Source organism: Bradyrhizobium sp. STM 3843, from assembly GCF_000239815.1.
Classification (GTDB): Bacteria; Pseudomonadota; Alphaproteobacteria; order Rhizobiales; family Xanthobacteraceae; genus Bradyrhizobium.
In genome coordinates this window covers 1-19,024 of record NZ_CAFK01000116.1, presented here as the reverse complement: position 1 = coordinate 19,024, position 19,024 = coordinate 1, and the positions used below count along the sequence as shown (strand labels likewise).

19 protein-coding genes are annotated in these 19,024 nt (G+C 64.4%); 3 read left to right on the top strand and 16 right to left on the bottom strand.

Going from position 1 to position 19,024, the window contains the following annotated elements; genetic code table 11:
* Positions 1–86 precede the first annotated feature (86 nt).
* The 3 genes from BRAS3843_RS14955 to BRAS3843_RS14945 form a co-directional block, all read right to left on the bottom strand.
* Positions 87–509 carry a hypothetical protein gene (locus tag BRAS3843_RS14955; protein ID WP_008969777.1) on the bottom strand — a complete coding sequence of 141 codons (423 nt, stop codon included), beginning with the start codon at positions 507–509 and terminating at the stop codon, positions 87–89.
* Positions 506–1,195 carry a hypothetical protein gene (locus BRAS3843_RS14950; protein WP_139024866.1) on the bottom strand — a complete coding sequence of 230 codons (690 nt, stop codon included), beginning with the start codon at positions 1,193–1,195 and terminating at the stop codon, positions 506–508. Before BRAS3843_RS14950 ends, BRAS3843_RS14955 begins: the two co-directional genes overlap by 4 nt.
* Positions 1,196–2,226: 1,031 nt before the next feature.
* Positions 2,227–3,399 (bottom strand): tlde1 domain-containing protein, encoded by a 1,173-nt coding sequence (locus BRAS3843_RS14945; RefSeq protein WP_083841369.1) that lies wholly within the window; start codon positions 3,397–3,399, stop codon positions 2,227–2,229.
* Between the two features lie 370 nt (positions 3,400–3,769).
* Between BRAS3843_RS14945 and BRAS3843_RS14940 the strand changes: the two genes are divergently transcribed.
* Positions 3,770–4,576 carry an FkbM family methyltransferase gene (locus tag BRAS3843_RS14940; protein WP_008969774.1) on the top strand — a complete coding sequence of 269 codons (807 nt, stop codon included), beginning with the start codon at positions 3,770–3,772 and terminating at the stop codon, positions 4,574–4,576.
* Positions 4,577–4,588: 12 nt separating this feature from the next.
* On the opposite strand, the gene BRAS3843_RS14935 is transcribed toward BRAS3843_RS14940, so the two are convergent.
* From BRAS3843_RS14935 to BRAS3843_RS14925, 3 genes are all read right to left on the bottom strand, one after another.
* The gene (locus tag BRAS3843_RS14935; RefSeq protein ID WP_008969773.1) at positions 4,589–6,106 is read right to left on the bottom strand and encodes a glycosyltransferase family 39 protein; all 1,518 of its coding nucleotides are present in this window, start codon (positions 6,104–6,106) and stop codon (positions 4,589–4,591) included.
* A complete protein-coding gene (locus BRAS3843_RS14930) occupies positions 6,103–7,236 on the bottom strand; it encodes a glycosyltransferase family 2 protein (RefSeq protein WP_008969772.1) in 1,134 nt (377 codons plus the stop codon). The genes BRAS3843_RS14935 and BRAS3843_RS14930 overlap by 4 nt, the downstream gene beginning before the upstream one ends.
* Before the next feature lie 248 nt (positions 7,237–7,484).
* A complete protein-coding gene (locus BRAS3843_RS14925; RefSeq protein WP_008969771.1) occupies positions 7,485–7,682 on the bottom strand; it encodes a hypothetical protein in 198 nt (65 codons plus the stop codon).
* Between the two features lie 160 nt (positions 7,683–7,842).
* Between BRAS3843_RS14925 and BRAS3843_RS14920 the strand changes: the two genes are divergently transcribed.
* Complete coding sequence (locus BRAS3843_RS14920) at positions 7,843–8,667, top strand: DUF72 domain-containing protein (RefSeq protein ID WP_008969769.1); 825 nt, start codon at positions 7,843–7,845, stop codon at positions 8,665–8,667.
* Positions 8,668–8,678: 11 nt separating this feature from the next.
* Entirely contained in the window at positions 8,679–9,140 is a 462-nt protein-coding gene (locus tag BRAS3843_RS14915) for a DUF488 domain-containing protein (protein WP_008969768.1), read from the top strand.
* A gap of 6 nt (positions 9,141–9,146) precedes the next feature.
* Here the strand turns inward: BRAS3843_RS14915 and BRAS3843_RS14910 are convergent, their stop codons facing one another.
* The 10 genes from BRAS3843_RS14910 to BRAS3843_RS14865 all read right to left on the bottom strand — a co-directional run.
* Entirely contained in the window at positions 9,147–10,460 is a 1,314-nt protein-coding gene (locus tag BRAS3843_RS14910) for an adenylate/guanylate cyclase domain-containing protein (protein ID WP_008969767.1), read from the bottom strand.
* A 27-nt stretch (positions 10,461–10,487) separates the two neighbouring features.
* The gene (locus BRAS3843_RS14905) at positions 10,488–11,648 is read right to left on the bottom strand and encodes an ABC transporter permease (protein WP_008969766.1); all 1,161 of its coding nucleotides are present in this window, start codon (positions 11,646–11,648) and stop codon (positions 10,488–10,490) included.
* Entirely contained in the window at positions 11,645–12,580 is a 936-nt protein-coding gene (locus BRAS3843_RS14900; protein ID WP_008969765.1) for an ABC transporter ATP-binding protein, read from the bottom strand. Before BRAS3843_RS14900 ends, BRAS3843_RS14905 begins: the two co-directional genes overlap by 4 nt.
* Positions 12,577–13,356 carry an efflux RND transporter periplasmic adaptor subunit gene (locus tag BRAS3843_RS14895; RefSeq protein WP_008969764.1) on the bottom strand — a complete coding sequence of 260 codons (780 nt, stop codon included), beginning with the start codon at positions 13,354–13,356 and terminating at the stop codon, positions 12,577–12,579. The genes BRAS3843_RS14900 and BRAS3843_RS14895 overlap by 4 nt, the downstream gene beginning before the upstream one ends.
* A complete protein-coding gene (locus tag BRAS3843_RS14890) occupies positions 13,353–13,961 on the bottom strand; it encodes a TetR/AcrR family transcriptional regulator (RefSeq protein ID WP_244425333.1) in 609 nt (202 codons plus the stop codon). Before BRAS3843_RS14890 ends, BRAS3843_RS14895 begins: the two co-directional genes overlap by 4 nt.
* A gap of 166 nt (positions 13,962–14,127) precedes the next feature.
* Complete coding sequence (locus BRAS3843_RS14885) at positions 14,128–15,408, bottom strand: alpha-galactosidase (RefSeq protein WP_008969762.1); 1,281 nt, start codon at positions 15,406–15,408, stop codon at positions 14,128–14,130.
* 110 nt (positions 15,409–15,518) lie between these two features.
* Positions 15,519–16,544, bottom strand: coding sequence for an alcohol dehydrogenase AdhP (adhP, locus tag BRAS3843_RS14880; RefSeq protein WP_008969761.1), 1,026 nt, complete (start codon positions 16,542–16,544; stop codon positions 15,519–15,521).
* Between the two features lie 83 nt (positions 16,545–16,627).
* A complete protein-coding gene (locus tag BRAS3843_RS14875; protein WP_050886436.1) occupies positions 16,628–16,984 on the bottom strand; it encodes a DUF4189 domain-containing protein in 357 nt (118 codons plus the stop codon).
* Between the two features lie 216 nt (positions 16,985–17,200).
* Positions 17,201–18,805 (bottom strand): molybdopterin-binding/glycosyltransferase family 2 protein, encoded by a 1,605-nt coding sequence (locus BRAS3843_RS14870; protein ID WP_008969759.1) that lies wholly within the window; start codon positions 18,803–18,805, stop codon positions 17,201–17,203.
* A partial coding sequence (locus BRAS3843_RS14865) for an XdhC family protein (RefSeq protein ID WP_035981759.1) occupies positions 18,802–19,024 on the bottom strand: 223 nt, incomplete at its 5' end. The genes BRAS3843_RS14870 and BRAS3843_RS14865, both read right to left, overlap by 4 nt.

Here is a 19,024-nt window from a genome sequence, read left to right as displayed (position 1 = left end):
CAGGTGTGCAAAAGCCCTGCGTATCGTGTCCTAACACTCTGGTCCGGGTTCACGCGGAGCTGACACGCTGCCCGCGATGATCGGCCTCACCTCACCGCCAGCGCCTCGAAGCCACTGCGCTTGTTGATCGGCAGTTCGAACATCGAGCCGACCGCAGCGGACGAGATGAAGGTCCGCATTTCGGGCCAACGCCATAACAGCATCGAGGCACATTGGTTGATCGGAGTCTTCTGGTAGGCCTTGGCGAGCACAAACCCCTTTAGTCCCGCCTTGATCCAGGCCGTGCGCTCGGCGAGGTTCTTACGGATCCGATGGTCCCCGGTGACGACAATCCACACGTCATTGTCCGCGCCAAGTCGCTTGATCCAATCGACGTCCTTGGTGTCGTGGGTGAAACCGTACTCGTGCATGAATCGGACGTGGTGCGCTTCGTCGCCGTCAGGTCGGACGAGAGCGTCAAGGCATCCCGCGAACACGGGTGTTGTGCAGTTATCGAAAAAGACCTTCACGCCGCAGCGAGCTGCTGCTCGAAAGCAACAGCGCGATGAACGGACGCAAGGGGCACCATAAACCGCTTGGCGGCGAGTGCAGGAGAGCCCTCGGCCTTGGCGGCTTCAGCCAGCACACTGGTCGGGACGCCGGTCGCATCATCGATGGGTTGGCCGAATTGGCGCTGTGGATCGATCACTACGCCCTTGCCCCGCCCGAGCGGCCACCACCGCGCGGCGGTCTCGGCCTCGTCAAACTCCAGATTTTTCAAACTTGGCTCGATCACCTTCTGCATCAGGTATTGGCCCTGGCTGAACAGATCGATCAACTCCTCGTCGCCGTCGGTCTTGAGCACATGCAGCACAACGGTTTTGCCGTCGGTACGGAAGCGTGCGCTGGCGAACGGATAATCCGAAGCCACGATCTCGGACCCGAACTCAATCGCCCGCCGCACCTTCTGCGGCGACAGGCCCGCTTCGATGAAAGCCTTTGCGACCCGCAACTGCACCAGATCGAGAAAGCTCAGATGGAGCTGCTCCATGTCGAACTTTTCGAGTTGGCTTTTCCACAGTGCAGGATAGGTCTTGTCGCCAATGACATGACCACACAGCCAGCGACGGATTTTCGGGGGCTCGACATGGGTGAGGGCCGCCGCCTCCACCGGAGTATACAGGCCCAAACCGATCATCGAGAGGTCTCTTTTCACCGGTAGGCTCCGAAAAACGACTCAAAACCACGGTAACAGGTATTGCCCAGCGATTAAGGGCTCGTCAACGGCGGATACCCGTAAGAGTCGCCTGCACGCGGTCGCGGCGTGCCGCCCTACTCCGCATCAATTGCCGCTTCATCAACCGGCGCGGCAACAGGCCAAGCGCACACGCCACTGGAACAGGATGCGTGGAAAGCCTGATTTCGTGAGCGCTTTCAGCCCCATCGCTCTGGTCGGGAGGCACGCGAAAAATCGATTTCGCTTTTCCAGAAATTATGTTATGCTAGTCGCGTCCCGCCTCACCAGAGGGACGTACGCGTCGTCACGAACGTCGGGTGCGGGATGCGGTGGGCGCGTCGGGTTGCAGCGTGATTTCATGCGGACGAACAATCCCGATGCGCACGGTCAAGTCGTGTGGTCCTGATGTCCCGGTGCTGACATCAAGTTGGCGACGATGCTTCTCGACATCGCTTTGCGACGCGAGGGCATCGCGCCGATGACAGGGGCAAGAACGCCGGTCCCTGGGGAGAGCGCGAAGCAGCCGTAAAAACCATTGCGCAGGGAAGGCCGGTGGCGGCTCGTACCTGTGGTGACTGCCGCCTGCATTTTCTTCTGCAGGCGGGCCATGGGTGTGGGCTAACACCCGGCCTTCCCTGCACCCTCTTCTGAGCTAGAGGGTCACAGCTATAGCAAGACTCGGACACAAGGTGCCGCGAGATGGCGGACGTATGCCCGCTGCTGTTTGAAGCGTGGATAGGAGTGTACGAAGATTCTTTCCGGCGTCATTCCGGGGCGCGCGGTCGCGATAAAATGGTGAAGCCATTTTACGCTGTACGCGCGAGCCCGGAATCCATACTCCCCGACAGATGTTTGTTGAAGCAGGCTTGGTCTGAGAGCGTGCCCTACATGCCGGCCTGTGGTTATGGATTCCGGGCGCGCCCTGTGGACGCCCCGGAATGACCAGGAAGACGCAGGGTGGACATACAATGCAGGGCAAGCGGCGCAATGGTCGCCCGCCCTCATCCGCCTCAGTTGATGCGGGCGAGGACCGCGAGCTTGCGGATACCCTTGTTCTTGTAGGCATCGAGGAAGGCGTAGTAGTCGCGGAACGAGACGCAGCCGTTGGAATCGCCGTTCGGCCCGAGCATGAAGGTGTGCGCGAGCAGGCCGTCGCGGCCGTGGATCGACTCGCTGCCGCCGATCGGATTGAGACGCAGCGCCGGCACGCCGTGGAACAGCGCCTCGCGCGGCTTCAACTCATAGATATGCGGCGGGGTGACGCCGCGCATCCTGACGTTCTCCGAGCGCGGATTGTCGAGGTTGTCGCCGAGGCCGGAATGCGCCTCGAGCTTGGTGCCGTCGGGCAGATAGACCATCTTGGCCGAGATGTCGTAGACCGCCGTCGAGCGATCATACGGCGGCTGGCCGCCGTGAGTCGGATCCTGGCCGATGCTCGCGGTGATGTTGGCATCCGCCGAGGCATAGGCCAGCAGCCCGCCGTTCTGGTCGGGCTTGCCGCCCCAGAGCTTTTCCTGGATCGAATGGCGCTCGCCGGTGATCGACAGCACGGCCGCTTTGGCGCGCTCGGTCATCGCGCGGAACGTGCTCATGCCGGCCTTCGGTTCGCTGCCGTCAGCCGACGGCGCCGGCTGCGCCGCTTGCTTCGGATTGGCGAGCGCCAGCCGCATCGGCGGCCGCGCGTCCTTCTTCGGAGCCTCGGCCTTTTGAGCCTCGGCGACCTTCTCTGCCATCCTTGGCGGACCGGCGGGCTTCTCGTCGGAATCGGCGGCTTCCGCAAGCCGGGGCAACGGCGGCGGCGCTCCGTTGGCGGCGTTGGACGCGACGCCCTGGGGCACGGCAGCGGCAAAGCGATCGTTGAACATCTGCGACGTGATCGCGGGCACGCTGGCGACCTTGGCCATCACGGGCGCCGTGTCGGGGAGCGCCGCGAAGGCGTCGTTGACGGCATCCGATGCATTGCGCGTACCGATGGGCGACGAGAATTTGACCACCGGCTCGTCATAACCGTCGGTCCCAAGCGTCGGGTAGGCGCTTGCGGCGATGATCTTGGCGTAGACCAGAACGCCGCAACCCGCCACCAGACACGCGATTGCAGCGCCGCCGAACAGTTTGTGAGAAAACGCTTTCAGGGAAGATTTCCTGCGGTTTCGTGCAGCCAACGCAGCTCGACTCTTACTCATTTACTGACGCTCGGAACGGAGACTACGGAAACTCGAAACTCTCTTTTCGATGCGTCGCGGATCGCCCAACCGCTGTGCATCTCGCAGAGGCACGGAGCGTCATTAAGGCGACTTTTAGTTAAATGCGGATTAAGTTTTGGCAGATTGAAGGCGGGTTAACCATTTCGGCCTGTGTCGCCGGCAACCTGGGCGGAAACAGGGCGCAATTGCGACGAGCGCCGCGAATCGCCTCAATCCGGAGCCTGCCGGAATGTCCGCACCGACGGGCGGCCGGAAGCGGCATGGCACAGGAAACCAATCCCAGTAAGATGTCGCTGGCGATTCGTATGGCGTCCGCTCCTACCGACACGGCACCCAAAAGGACTCGTAGATGCAGACCGTCGGACGCAAGCTTGCCTTCGTGCTGGCCTCGACCAACCACGGCACGATGATCGTCAACCGGCTCGACTATCGCATGGTGGACGCCACGCGCGGCTACGGCGTCGGCTTCCAATTGTTGGAGACAGCCACCTTCGACCCCGGGGAAGTACAGCTCGCCGTTCGCATCCTGAGCCTGCGCCGCAAGCACTATGGCGACGGCGCGGTCGCCATCGACTGCGGCGCCAATATCGGCGTCCATACGATCGAATGGGCGAATGCGATGACCGGCTGGGGATCGGTGCTCTCGATCGAGGCGCAGGAGCGGATCTACTACGCGCTCGCCGGCAATATCGCGATCAACAACTGCTTCAACGCGATCGCGATCCATGCCGCGGTATCTTCGGAAGCTGGGGTGCTCAAGATCCCGAACCCGAACTATCTGACACCGTCGAGCTTCGGCAGCCTCGAACTGCGCCAGCGGCCCAATACCGAGTTCATCGGCCAGGCCGTCGATTACGCCAACGACACGGTCGAGGTGCGGAAGCTCCCGCTGGACGATTTCAACCTGCCGCGCTGCGACCTCATCAAGATCGATGTCGAGGGCATGGAGATGGAGGCGCTCGAAGGCGGCAAGGCCACGATCGAACGCTGCATGCCGATCATGCTGATCGAGAAGATCAAGACCGATGCGGATCAGCTGCGGCAATGGCTCGACGGCCGCGGCTACAAGATCATCGAGGCCGGCATCAACATGATCGCAATCCACGGGCGCGACAAGACGCTGGTCGACATCGCCCCGCAGCTGATGGCGGCCTGAGGCCCGCTCGCCTCAGCGCTCCAATTCCGGCGGCGGCGAGTGGTCGATGACATCGCGCTTCGGATGGCTCACCGCATAGAGCGCATAGGTCTCGATCACCAGCGGTCCGCGCATGCGCGGCGCCTCCGCAACCTTGTCGATCTCGGCGAAGGTGGTGCTCGGATAGAAGCGGATCCCGATCTGCGCCTCGTCGACGAACAGCAGCGTGCCTTTGAGCTGTTCCGGATCGGGTTCGGGGAAATTGACCCAGCGGATGCGCTGGATCGGCTGCAGCACGCAGGTGCCGGGCGGCAGATAGAAGGAGAGCCAGGCGGTGGTGCCGTAGTCCATCGCCAGCACGCAAGTCGCGCCGACGCGGGCGCGCACTGCCTCGATCTGGTCGGCCAGCGGGCGCCAGCCGACGCCGACGCTACGGACCGTGGAGTCCCGGACGTAGCCCGACAGCCAGCCGGTGTTGGCCTGCACGATCAGGGCTACGAACATCACGATGCCGACCGGCGCCGCGAAGCGCAGGCAGAAGCACACGGTCCGCTGCTCGCGCGGCTTCCATGGCGCAAGATGCGCTGCGAATGCGGCAGCCACGACGAAGGCCGGATAGATCGGCGCGAACCAGTTGGCCTCGACCCGGGCATGCAGCGAGTGCCAGATGAAATAGGCGACGATGACCCAGACCATCACGCTGACGAGCACGCGCCCCGCGGCCTCGCCCGCCTTGCGCGTCAGCAATGCGTAGACACCCATAACGCCGAGGATGAAGACGAGCGGTGTCGCGAACGCAAACTGGGTCGGGATCAGCTCGGCGATATAGGCGGGACGGAAATCCTCGATGCGGGCGCGCCCGAGTTGCTTGATGAAAGACACCCATTGATGCTCGGCGTTCCAGACAATCACAGGGCTGAAGATCGCAAGCGCGACCAGCCCGCCGAGATAGAGCCAGGGCGAGCGCAGCCAGTGCCGGAGCTTCGGCACGGCGACGAGCCAGATCAGGATCGCCGCGCCGAAGAACATCGCGGTGTATTTTGCGGTGAGCGCAAGTCCGGCGGCTGTGCCGACGCCGAGCCACCATGCACCCCGCTCCGTCTCCAGCACCTTGGCGCAGCAGAACAGGACGAAGCTCGATGCCACCAGCAGCGGCGCATCCGGCGTCACGATCATGGTGCCGACCGCGGCCATCAGGGTGACGTTGAGCAGCAGCGCGGCGGTCGCGGCCACCCGCACGCCGCCGAACAGGATCTCGGCCGTGCGATAGACCGCATAGCTCATCGGCAGCGCGAGCAGGATCGAGACCAGGCGTACACCGAGCTCGGTATCGCCCGCGACCAGGGTGCCGAGCCGAATGACGAGCGCGACCAGGGGCGGATGGTCGTAGTAGCCGAAGGCCAGATGCTTCGACCACATCCAGTAATAGGCTTCGTCGAAGGTGATCGGCGTCACCGCGGCCGCAACCAGCCGCAGCACGGTCAGCGCGACAATGGTCAGCCAGACGTTGCGGACCAGCCGCGCGTCCTCGGCCGCGGCGGCAGAAATCATCGCTTGCGCCAGACGAACAGCCCGGAGATCGCGTAATTCCAGACCACGCCCATCAGCGCGCCGGCAGCCCCCGCCAGCCACCAGATCGGCTCCTGGTCATAGACCGAAAAGGCCACGCCGACATTGGCAAGCAGACCGACCGAGCAGACGACATAGAACGCGACGAGACCGCGCAGGACGGCAAAGCCCTTCAGCCGCTGGTCGCGATAGGTCAGAAAGTTGTTGAGGATGAAGTTCGAGGTCATCGCGGCGAACGCGCCGATCGCCTGCGCCTCGGTAAACGGCAGGTCGAACAGCTGAAGGCCGAGAAACAGCGTGCCGAGATGCACGAACAGGCCCGTGCCGCCGACCATGGCGAACAAGAGAAAGCGCAGCGACACGGCATCGTTGGTCATCTTGGCCAGCACGAGGCCGAGGAAGTCGAGCGCGACCATCGAATCGAGCTTGCTTTCACCATGCAGGCGCGAACCGAACGTATAGGGAATTTCCACCGTGCGCAGGCCGCCCTCGGCGCTGGCGACGATGTCGAGCAGGATCTTGAAGCCCTGAGTCGAGAGTTTCGGCGCAATCTGTTCGAAACGGTCGCGGCGGATCATGAAGAATCCGCTCATGGGGTCGGCGATCTCGACCCGGAGCAGGCGGCGGGCGATTTCGGTGGCGAAAGCGGAAGCCCCTGCCCGCTGCTTGTCGAAGCTCGCCGCGCTGCCGCCCTCGATATAGCGGCTGCCGACCACGAGCTCGGCGGCGCCGCTCTGGAGCAGCGCCAGCATCTTCGGCAGCTGCGTCTCGTCATGTTGCAAATCGGCATCGATCACGGCGGCATAGGGCGCGCTAGCGGCGAGAATGCCCTCGATGCAGGCGCCGGAGAGCCCGCGGCGACCGATACGGCGGATGCAGCGGACGCGGCTGTCGGTCCGCGACAGCTCCCGCACCACCTGCCAGGTGTCATCCGGCGAATTGTCGTCGACGAAAACGACCTCCCACGGCAGGTCCTTGAACGCCGCCTCCAACCGCTTGTACAGCGTCACGACGTTATCGCGCTCGTTGAAGGTCGGAACAACGACCGTCACGATCGGAATGGCAGCGGATTGCAGCGGCACGGCCCCGGCCGGTCTGATGGCTTCGTTCATGGCGGGGATGCGTATATCCGCCGCACCCTGCCATGCCAAGCTCGGGGCCGTCCCGGATGCGCAAAAAGCCGCAAGTGTGACGGTGCGAGATACCGCCCAGAATGCCAACGACCACAAACAAAGGGAGCGCGTACATCCGGCGCAGCCGCTCTGCCGTGGTCGTCCCAGCAACGGAGCCCGTCAAGGCTCAACGTCGCCGTTAGAAGCTAGATAAGAGGCCCAGTGCGATCCGCAAGGGGCGATTTCGGCTAGTTCGGAACCTCCCGCACCACTGGCCCACGCGGTGTCGGCGTGATGGGCACGGTCTGAACCGGCTGGGCCGGCACCTCGACCCTGGCCGGAGCAGGTCGGGCAAACGGCCCTACCGGAACATAGTAGAACGCCGCCGTCAGCACGATCGCCGCGACAATGAAGCCAAGAACGCCGCCAATGGATTCCGATGTCATCCGAATGTGTCCCCGTCGCCCCCGCGGCCTGGATATCACGGAACCTCGGCGGCTTGAAAGAGTGTCACGGCGATACCGCCCAACTGGTCAAGATCGCAGGGTTTGACTACTCTCTCCACTCAATCCCCGCCTCTTCCCTCCGAACAACGGAACCTCTTCCGTGAGCAAAGCCCCCGCGCGCGCCGCAAAGCAAAAAAGCCACATCTATATTGGAATCGGCGGCTGGACGTTTGCGCCCTGGCGCGGCGTATTCTACCCGGAGAAGCTGCCGCAATCCAAGGAACTGGAATACGCAGCCTCCAAGCTGACGTCGATCGAGATCAACGGCACCTATTACGGCTCGCAGAAGCCGGAGAGTTTTCGCAAATGGGCGCGCGAGGTGCCGGACGGCTTCGTGTTCTCGCTCAAGGGTCCGCGCTTTGCGACCAACCGCCGCGTGCTCGCCGAGGCCGGCGACTCGGTCAAACGCTTCTACGACACCGGCGTGCTCGAGCTCGGCGACCGCTTAGGCCCGGTGCTCTGGCAGTTTGCGCCGACCAAGAAGTTCGACGAGGCCGATTTCGGCAAATTCCTGGAGTTGCTGCCGCGCGAGATCGGCGGCCGCAAGCTGCGCCACGTCGTCGAGGTCAGGCATGACAGCTTCTGCGTGCCCGGCTTCGTCGCTCTGCTGCGGGAGTTCGAGACCCCGGTCGTGTTTGCCGAGCACGGCAAATATCCGGCCATCGCTGATGTCGCCGGCGATTTCGTTTATGCACGGCTGCAGAAGGGCGATGACGAGATTGCGACCTGCTATCCGCCGAAGCAGCTCGACGCCTGGGCCAAGCGGCTCAAGACCTGGGCCGAGGGTGGCGAACCCGACGATCTGCCGCGCGTTGACGACAAGCCAGCCAAGAAGAGCCCGCGCGACGTTTTCGCCTACGTCATTCACGAGGGCAAGGTGCGCGCACCCGCCGGCGCCATGGAGCTGATCACCCGGGTAAGCTGAGGCAGAGTGAGATGGCCAAAGCCAAGACGTTGTTCACGATCGGATATGAGCAGACGCCCGCCAAGGCCGTGCTCGACGAGCTGCAATCCGCAGGCGTGAAGCTTCTGGTCGATGTGCGCGCGATCGCAGCATCGCGTCGCCCGGGCTTTTCCAAGACCCAGCTCGCGGCAGGTCTCGACGAACGCGGCATCGGTTATGTGCACCTGCGCGGGCTGGGCACGCCGAAGGAGGGCCGCGAGGCCGCACGCAGCGGGCACTACAGCACGCTCCACAAGATCTACAACGCCCATCTGAAGACGCCGCAGGCAAAAGAGCAGCTCGACGAGCTATCCGCGCTGGTGAAGACGGCCGGCCCGATCTGCCTGCTCTGCTACGAGCGCGACCACAGCCACTGCCACCGGCAGTGGATCGCCGAGATCATCGAGGACCGCGATCACGTCAAGGTCGAAAACCTGGTCGCGCCGCAAACGTGAGCCTGGCTAGCTCAGTTGCCAGACGTCGACGCTTCGGTCATAGCCGCGGACTGCGACCTGACCATGCGGCACGGCGTCGTTGCCTTCCTCCCCGATCGCGGCGCGCACGTCGGACGAGATCAGAAGCTGAGAGTTGAATTCCTTGTTCAGCGCCTCCAGCCGCGAGGCGAAATTCACGGTGTCGCCGATCACGGTGTATTCCTTGCGCCGCGGGGAGCCGATGCTGCCGGCCACGACCTCGCCGAGATGAATGCCGATACCGATCCGTAGCGGCCAGTCCGATCCGGCATTGACCTGCTCCATCGCGGCCACCATCTCGCGCGCCGCGGTCACGGCGTGCTGTGCCGCGTCCGGCGTCTCGAACGGCGCGCCGAACAGGGCCAGGAAGCCATCGCCGAGGAATTTATTGACGATGCCGCCGTGCCGCTCGAGGATATCGACCAGCACCGCGAACGCGCCATCGAGCCGGTCGACCACCTCCTGCGGCGTACGCGACCGCGAGGCCGCGGTGAAACTGCGGAAGTCGACGAACATCACGGCGACCTGTCGGATGTCTCTTGCTTCCGTCGGCCCCTCCTTCATCAGGCGCTCGACCACCTGGGGCGAGACGTGCTGGCCGAACAGATCCGTGACGCGATCGCGCGCGGTTGCGGCATGAATGCTGGCCACGAATTGGCGTCGCAGCTGGACGCCGACCGCGCCGGCCAGAATGCCGCAGAGCAGGATGATGAAGCTGCGCTCGGCATGGAAATAGATTTCGGGATTCCGACTGACATCGAGGACCGGACGGTCAAAGAGCGCGACGGCCAGCAGCTCTGCACCCGCCACGAATCCGGTGAAGCTCGACAGCCAGAAGTCGAGCCTCAACGTCGAAAGGATGATGAAAACGAAGTATGCGAGCGGCATGCCGAAGGCGAGCGCCTTGTCGAGACCGATGCTCTCGATCTGCATCAGCAGCACCAGCGTCGGCAGGGAGGTCTCGATCACGGCGCTGACGTAGCGCCGCACGACCGGCACATCGCGGCCACGCCCGATGTTCTTAAGGATCTCGGAGTGGATCCAGCCCTCGAACAGAATGAAAAGGATCAGAATTGCGTAGCTGGTGAGCGCTCTGGAGCCGCCGTGCCAGATCCACAGCATGATCTTCGGCTCGAAAATATCGACGAAGACGGTTATCGCGAGGAAGAGCGCCGCTGTGCCGATCAGCACCTTGACGCGAAGCAGCTCCGTGCCCATGACCTGACGCGTCAGCGCCTGGTTGAATCCAGCCGAAGCGACGGCCTCCTCTTCCTCGTCCCTGCCCCATCCCACGGTCGGCATCCATCCAGCTCTCCGAGCTATTCTGCCTCAATCGAGGGTGCGGCGGAAGCGCAGCACAGCGACCGTCATCGCAAACAGCATCAGCCCGAACAGAGCGATGGTGTCATATTGCAGGTTCTGCAAGGTCGATCCCTTCAGCATGATCGCGCGGACGATACGCAGGTAATGCGTCAGCGGCAGACCCTCGCCGATATATTGCGCCCATTGCGGCATGCCGAGGAAGGGAAACATGAAGCCCGACAGCAATATGCTGGGCAGGAAGAACATCATCGACAGCTGCATCGCCTGCAGTTGGTTCTGCGCCAGGGTCGAGAAGGTATAACCGATCGCCAAATTGGCGCCGATGAACAGCGTCGAGAGCAAGGCCAGCAGGAACAAACTGCCGAACACAGGCACGCCGAACAGCAGCACGCCGATGCCGATGATGATGGACGCCTGAAGGAAGCCAACCATCACGTAAGGCAGGATCTTGCCCAGCATCACCTCGACCGGCTTGATCGGCATCGACAACAGGCTTTCCATCGTGCCGCGCTCGATCTCGCGCGTCACCGACAGCGCGGTGAAGATCAGCATGGTCATGGTCAGGATGGTACCGACCAGCCCGGGCACAATGTTCAGCCGCGACTCGGCCGCCGGATTGTAGCGGGCATGGGCGCGGATCTCGAACGGCAGGGATACGGGGTCACCGGTGTAGAGGTCGTGCGCGAGCGCGGTCTGCACGATGGTGCCCAGCGACGACAGCGCAGACGATGCAGCAACCGGATCGGTGGCATCAGCGGCGACCAGCAGCGCCGGACGATCGCCGCGCCGAACCGCGCGCTCGAAGCCGCGCGGGATTTCGACGCCGAACAGCACCTTGCCCGACAACAGGAGATCGTCGAATTCACTGACGTCATGCACTTCGCGGGTGAAGCGAAAATAGGCAGTGTTTTCCAGGGCTTTCAGGATCGAACGGCCAAGATCGGAATCTTCCTGCAGCAGCACCGCAGCCGGCAGATGATGCGGGGTGGTGTTGATGGCATAACCGAACAGCAGGAGCTGCATGACCGGGATCATCACGATCATGGCGAACGACACCCGGTCGCGGCGGAGCTGGATGAACTCCTTGACCAGCATCGCGTAGGTCCGGTGCAGGAATCCGAAGCGGGGCTCGCCCGCATATTCGTGCTGTGTGTCGACGGCGCTCATTGGAAATTATCCTTCGAGCGGTTCATCAGATCGATGAAGACATCCTCGAGCGACGGCGCTGCGTGCTGCCAATGCAGGCCGGGCTTGTCGCGCCAAGGCAGAATCGAGGATTCCAGCGCCGCCTTGTCTCGGCCGGAGACATGGAGGCTGGTGCCGAACGGCGCCACCATGTCGATGCCGGGCTGGCCCGTTAGCGCATTGGCAACCTCCTGCAGATGATCGCCGCTGACCGTGTAGGTCGTGAGCGCCGATTGTGCGACGACCTGCTCCACCGTCCCATGCACCAGCAGATGGCCATAGGCGATATAGGCGATCTCGTGACAGCGCTCGGCCTCGTCCATGTAGTGGGTTGAGACCAGCACGGTCAGCCCCTCGGCCGCGAGCGCGTGGATCTCGTTCCAGAAATCGCGCCGCGCCTTCGGATCGACGCCGGCCGTTGGCTCGTCCAACAGCAACAATTGCGGATTGGGCAGCGTGCAGGCACCGAGCGCCAACCGCTGCTTCCAGCCGCCCGACAGTTCGCCGGCGAGCTGGCCCTCCCGGCCGGACAGGCCAAGCCGCTTGACCATGTCGCGCGCCGCGCCACGCGGATCGCGCAGGCCATAGAGCCGCGCCACGAATTCGAGATTCTCCCGCACCGACAGGTCCTGGTACAGGCTGAAGCGCTGCGTCATATAGCCGACCCTCCGCTTGATGAGGTCGGCGTCGTGCCGGATGTCGAAACCGAGGCAGGTGCCCTCGCCGCTGTCGGGCGTGAGCAGCCCGCACAGCATGCGGATGGTCGTGGTCTTGCCGGAGCCGTTCGGACCAAGGAAGCCGTAGATCGAACCGCGCTTCACCTGCATCGACAGATCGTGCACGACCTCGCGGCCGCCGAACGACTTGGTCAGGCCCTTGACGTCGATCGCGATCTCGTCAGCCGCGTGCGTCATCGTCGATCGGCCACTGGCGTCTTGGCATTGGGATAGATGCTGACCGGCTGGCCGACGCGCAGCGCATCGGGCCGCGACGGCCGTGCCTGGATCAGATACACGAGCTTGTTGCGCTCATCGAGGCTGTAGATCACCGGCGGGGTGTATTCCGCCGACGTTGCGATGAAATAGATCCGTGCTGTCAGATCGGGCGCACAATTGTCGCAGGTGACGCGGACCTCATCGCCGATCGCAAATTTCGGCAGCTCGGTCTCGGAGACATAGAAGCGCAGCTTCATGTTGCCGGGCGGCATGATCGAGAGCACCGGCCGTTGCGCCGCCACCATCTCGCCCTCGCGGAAATAGATCTGCTGCACTGTGCCGGCGACCGGCGCGAAACCCCGGCGGCGCGCCAGCCGCGTCTGCGACGTGACCACATGGGCCTCGGCGACGCGCAACGCGGAGACCGCCGAATCCAGCGTGGCCTGGGTGCCGGCGCCGGTCTTGCTCAGTGCGGCCGCGCGGTCATAGGTCTGCTGCGCATTGGCCAGCGTCGCCTTGTTCTGGTTGAGGTCGGCCTGCTGCAGATCGTCATCGACCGAGTAGAGGAGATCGCCGACCTTGACCTCGTCGCCTTCGCGGACATTGAGCTTGGTCACCCGCCCCGCCTCGTCAGGGCTGACGAAGATCATGTCGGCCTCGACCCAGCCCTGATAGCCGGGGTCACGCTTGTCGTGGCAGCCGTTCAGCGTGAAGGCCGTGACCAGAATAGCGAGGCAGTGCCAGAGGCCTGTCATGTTGCACTCCGTTCGCCAAAGATGAGATCGAGATGGGTCCGCAACATCGCCTCGGCATCGAGCGGCGAATGCCGTTCGAACAGGCTCTTCCACAGCACCGCAATCAGCACCGGCGCGACCATGATCTGCGGGAATTGCACAAGCTGGGGCTGGCGGATCTCGCCCCTATTGATGCCGAGTTCGATCAGAGCGCGCATCGCGGCGAGCCCGCGAGACACCACCTCGCGATAGTAGAAATCGGCAATCGCCGGGAAGCGCGGTCCCTCCGCCACGATCAGTCGCACGATGTCGCCGCGGCGCGTGGTCGCGACCTCGTGGATGAAGAGCCGCCCCAGCCCCTCGACCATGTCGCGCACCGATCCCGCGGGTGGCGGCGGCGCGGTGAGGCGGTTCACGAACGGCACGATCGCAGTGCGGATCAATTCCTCGAACATCGATTCCTTGTCCTTGAAATGCAGATAGATCGTGCCCTTGGCGACGCCGGCCCGTTTGGCGATGTCGTCGAGCCGCGTCGCAGTGAAGCCGCGCGCGATGAACTCCTCCATCGCTGCCTCGACGATGGCCGCGCGGCGTTCCGCCGCTCGCTCGGCCCGGCTCGCGGGCACCTCCGCCGTGCTGGCAGCGTGCCCTTCCCGCGCCCTCGTCCGCCGTGGAGCTTCTGGTGCAAGTTTTCGCGTCAGCTTGGCCATGATCATAATATGACTGACTGGTCAGTCATTGTCAAGGCCGACATTGCGGTTCCCGCCACGGCACGAGCGCATGCAGTTCGGCTCAGACCGACGGCCGAATGTAGGGGCGGTTGATCTCCCATAGTTCGTCCAGCAATTGCCGCGCTGAGGTTGCGGAGTTCACGACCGGGTCGATCAGCAGTGCCTGGAGCGCGATCTCCTTCGAGGCCTGCATCGCCGCCTGCACCGCAAGCTGCTGCACCTGGACCTGAATGGTCATCAGCTTCGCGATCGGCTCGGGCAACGGTCCGAGCGAGACCGGATGGATCCCCGCGCGATCGGCCACGACCGGCACTTCCACCGCAGCATCGGCCGGCAGATTGGGAATGGCATGCCGATTGTAGATAACGCCGGATTCGATCAGTTGCTTGCGATCGTGCAGCACGGAGGAGATCACGGCCACGGCGCGCTCACCCGAGGGCATTCGCCACCAGTCAGGAATCTCGATGCGGCCGGCCAGCACGTCGTCGATCAGGCGATTCAGCTTGGCACGCTCACCCTCGTCCCAGTCGAAATTGTAGCCGCCCTCCCCCGCTTCCCAGCCATAGGCGAAATATTCGCCGACATGACCGTCGCCGCAGCCGAGCCAATGGCCGAAGCTGTGAAACAGCGCCCGCGTCAGCGGCGCCACCTCGGGATCGTGGCTCGCCTCCTTCTCGCGCAGCAGCGGATAAAGGTCGGCGCCGGTGTCGCGGTCACGGATCTGCATCAGGCATTGAAAGTGATTGAGACCGGCGCCCCAGACGTCGACCCGGTCGTCCGGCAGTCCGAGGATCGACGCGACCTGGCTGCGCGCGATGAAGATGCCGTGGCACAGACCGACATGCTTGATGCGGCTGTGCTGCCCCAGCGCCAGGATGATCCGGCTCTCGGGATTGGAGAAGTTGATGAACAGCGCCTCCGGGCAGCGCGCCTCGATCTCGCGGACGAAGTCGAACACCACGGGCAAGGTGCGCAAGGTGAAGAACAGCGCGCCCGGCCCGCCATTCTCGCCCAGCGTGTGGCGGATGCCGTATTTGCGCGGCACCTCGAAGTCGTGCCGCCACAACCGGTTGCGGTCGACCGCGGTAGAATGGACGATGAAGCCGGCGCCATCGAGCGCGCTGCGCCAATCGGTGGTCGCCTCGATTGTCAGCCCAGCGCCGCTCCTCTCGTTCAGCAGTCCGGCGACGGCCTTGGCGCGCGCCAGTCGCTCGGCATCGCGCCCGACCAGCACCAGCGTGCTGCCTGTGAGCTCATGCGTCGAGAACAGGTCCCGAAACATGCTGAGGCCGAAGGATGCGCTGCTCGCGCCGAGAAAGACGATCTTTGTCACCGCTGCCATGCCAGCATCGTGACAGCCGGAAACAACGGGGATGCTGATCCACATCAAAAAGGCTGCGGCGCATTTACTTGACGCCGCAGCCTCTATTGAACGTCCGCCGATCAGTCCCGTCAGGTGAAATCGAGCACGATGCGGCCGTCGATCTTGCCGGCCTTCATCTTGTCGAAGATCGCGTTGATCTCCGACAGCGGCGCCGTCGTCACTTCCGCCTTGACCTTGCCATCGGCTGCGAATGCGATCGCCTCATCGAGGTCGCGCCGCGTGCCGACGATCGAGCCACGCACCGTGATGCGCTTGAGCACGACGTCGAAGATCGGCGTCGGGAATTCGCCGGGCGGCAGCCCGACCAGGCTGACGGTGCCCTTGCGACGGACCATATGCAGCGCCTGGGCAAAGGCCGGCGTCGACACGGCCGTCACCAGCACCCCATGTGCGCCACCGCCGGTGAGCTTGAGGACGCGCCCCACCGCGTCCTTGTCGAGCGCGTTGACGGCATGATCGGCGCCAGCCTCCAGCGCAAGCTTCAGCTTGTCCTCGGCAATGTCGAGCCCGATCGCCTTCAGCCCCATTGCCTTGGCATACTGGAGCGCGACGTGACCAAGTCCACCGACACCGGAGATGACCACCCACTCGCCCGGTCGCGTGTCGGTCTCCTTCAGCCCCTTATAGGTGGTGACGCCAGCGCACAGGATCGGCGCGATGGCGGCGAAATTGACATTGGCCGGCAGGCGCGCCGTAAACGCCGCGGAGGCGATGACATATTCGGCAAAGCCCCCATTCACGCTGTAGCCGGTGTTGTGCTGGTGCTCGCACAAGGTCTCCCAACCGGTCTCGCAATACTCGCAGCGCATGCAGGCATCGTGCAGCCAGGCGACGCCGACCGCATCGCCGATCTTGAAGTCGGTGACGCCGGGTCCGAGCGCGGCAACGACACCGGCGACCTCATGACCGGGAATGAACGGCGGCACCGGCTTCACCGGCCAGTCGCCGGAAGCTGCGTGCAGATCGGTGTGACAGACACCGCAGGCCTTCAGCTTGACCAGCAGTTCACCCGGCCCAGGCACCGGAACCGGTACGTCCTCGATCACCAGCGGTTTGCCGAAGGCTTTGACGACGGCGGCTTTCATGGTCGACATGTGTCTGCTCCTCTCATCTCGAGGCGCAAACTAGCCAAAGCCGGGTGTTCCGAGCTTGATCGGTGTCAAGGGCACCGCAGCAATCACCCCTTGCCGTCGCAGACCCAAGCGCGGATCACGCATTCCTTACCGCCGAATTTGTAGCATTCGCGCGTGGCCTCGTTGAGCGAGGTCGAGATCTTCGGCCTGACCGCATAGCCATGCGGCCCACAGGGATTGGTGAGATCGACCGAGAACGCCGCACACGCTTTCTTCATGGTCACGGCGGTGCAGTCGCCCTTGCACTGCTTGAGCGCGGCCGCCTTGGCCAGCGGCTCGGTCGGATAGTCATAAGCCTGGCCATAGGCCGCGCATTTGCCGATGGCGAAGGCGCCGGCCGCATGGGCCTCGCTGACGACATGATCAGTGGCGAAGCGCGCGGCTCCGACCAGAACGGTCATGCCGAACGCAAACAGCGCGAAACGTCGCGCGGCGGTCGAAACAATCACCGAGATCCTCCCCCGAGGCCCAATGCGGTAAATCTAGCCGGGAGGACGTTTCAACTTGGTGAATGGGAGGTTGAAATGAGGGTCTCGTAGGATGGGTTGAGCGCAAGCGAAACCCATCAACGATCGAGGAGCGGGCACGGCGGTGGGTTTCGCTTCGCTCTACCCACCCTACGATCGGCGTGCCGCCTCCAGCGCCTGCGGCGTGTCGATATCGAGGAAGGCGGCATCGCCCTCGACCGGGACTTCGGCGACGGCTTCTGCGTGCTTGGCGACGAGGTGGCGCGCCCCGACGTCGCCCTCGAGCGTCATCAATTCCTGGAAGAAGCGGCGTGACCACAGCACGGGATTGCCGCGCCGGCCCTCTGCGACCGGCACCACGATGAGGTTGCCGCGATCGGGCTCGAACGTGCCGATCAGCCGGTCAAGCAGATCGGAGGAAACCATCGGCATGTCGCCGAGGCAGACCACTGCACCATCGGCGCTCTCCGGCACGGCGGCGATGCCGGCCTTCACGGAGCTGGCGAGCCCGCCGGCGAAATCGGGATTGCGCACGAACCGGACGCGGAGGCCGGCAAGCGCCTGCTCGACCAGATCGGCCTGATGTCCGGTGACGACGATCACCTCGCAGGCCTTGGAGGCCAGCGCCTGCTCGGTGACGATCCGCACCAACTTCTTGCCCTCAAGCTCGGCCAAGAGCTTGTTCGGTCCGCCCATCCGCGTCGAGCGGCCGGCGGCAAGCACGATCGCCGCGACCTTGCGCGCGCCGTCAGGCTCGGGCTGGGCGCGGGGCTGCGGCCGCGTGACGATCTCCATCAGCAACCCGCCGACGCCCATGGCCATCAGCTCGGCGCGCGTCACCTTGATGCCCGCCAGCAGCCGCATCAGCACCCAGTCGAACCCATTCTCGACCGGCGAGCGCGCACAGCCGGGGGCGCCGAGCACCGGCACGCCGGACGCGTTGCCGATCAGCAGGAGATTGCCGGGATCGACCGGCATGCCGAAATGTTCGATTTGCCCGCCGATGCCGGTGATCGCCGCCGGAATCACGTCGCGGCGGTCGGCGATGGCCGACGCGCCGAACACGATGACGAGCTCGGCGCCGAGCCCGAGCAGCTCCAGGATCGCGTCAGCCAGTGCTGCTTCCTCATGCGGCACCCGGCGTTCGGCGATGATGGCAGCACCCGCCGGCGCCAGCCGCTCGGACGTCACACGCAAGGTCTTGTCGATGACTTTCGGCGAGAGGCCCGGCAGGATGGTCGAGACCACGCCGACGCGCTTGACGACATAGGGCGCGATCCGCAGCGCGCCTGCGCCGGCCGCTGTCACCGCGGCGTCCCGCAGCCGCCCCTCGACCCCGAACGGGATCAGCTTGACAGTGCCGACCATCTCGCCTTCGACCACCGGCTTGAAGGCCGACAAGGTCGCGAAGGTGACGGCCTCGTCGACGCCATTGATGCGGTCCACCGCAGCGCGGTCGATCACCAGCACGCCGGCCTGCGCTGCGAACAGGTTGGCGCGCCCGGTGAAGGCGCGATCGACATGGATGCCATCGCCGGCGACGGCGCGCGCGATGCTGGCGGCGGCTTCGTCCTCGGACACGTCGCCCGTCTCCAGGCGGACGACGACGATCTCGTTCACGCCCGCTTTGGTCAGCGCCTCAACCTCGGCCGCACCGATCGTGGTGCCCTTCTTGAGCACCAGGGATCCTCGGCGTAGGGTATGCACGGTCACCCCGCCGATCGCCTCCGCCGGGCTGGCCGGACCGAATTTCATGCCGCTTCTTCTTGCTGTTTAGGCGGCAGCCGCAGCGCGGCGGTGATCTCCGCCATGATCGAGACCGCGATCTCGGCCGGCGACACCGCGCCGATTGCAAGCCCGATCGGCGCACGGATGCGCGCGACGTCGGCCTCGGACGCGCCTTGCGCGCGCAGCCGCTCGGCGCGCTTGCCATGCGTCTTCCGCGATCCCAATGCGCCGATATAGAAGCAGTCG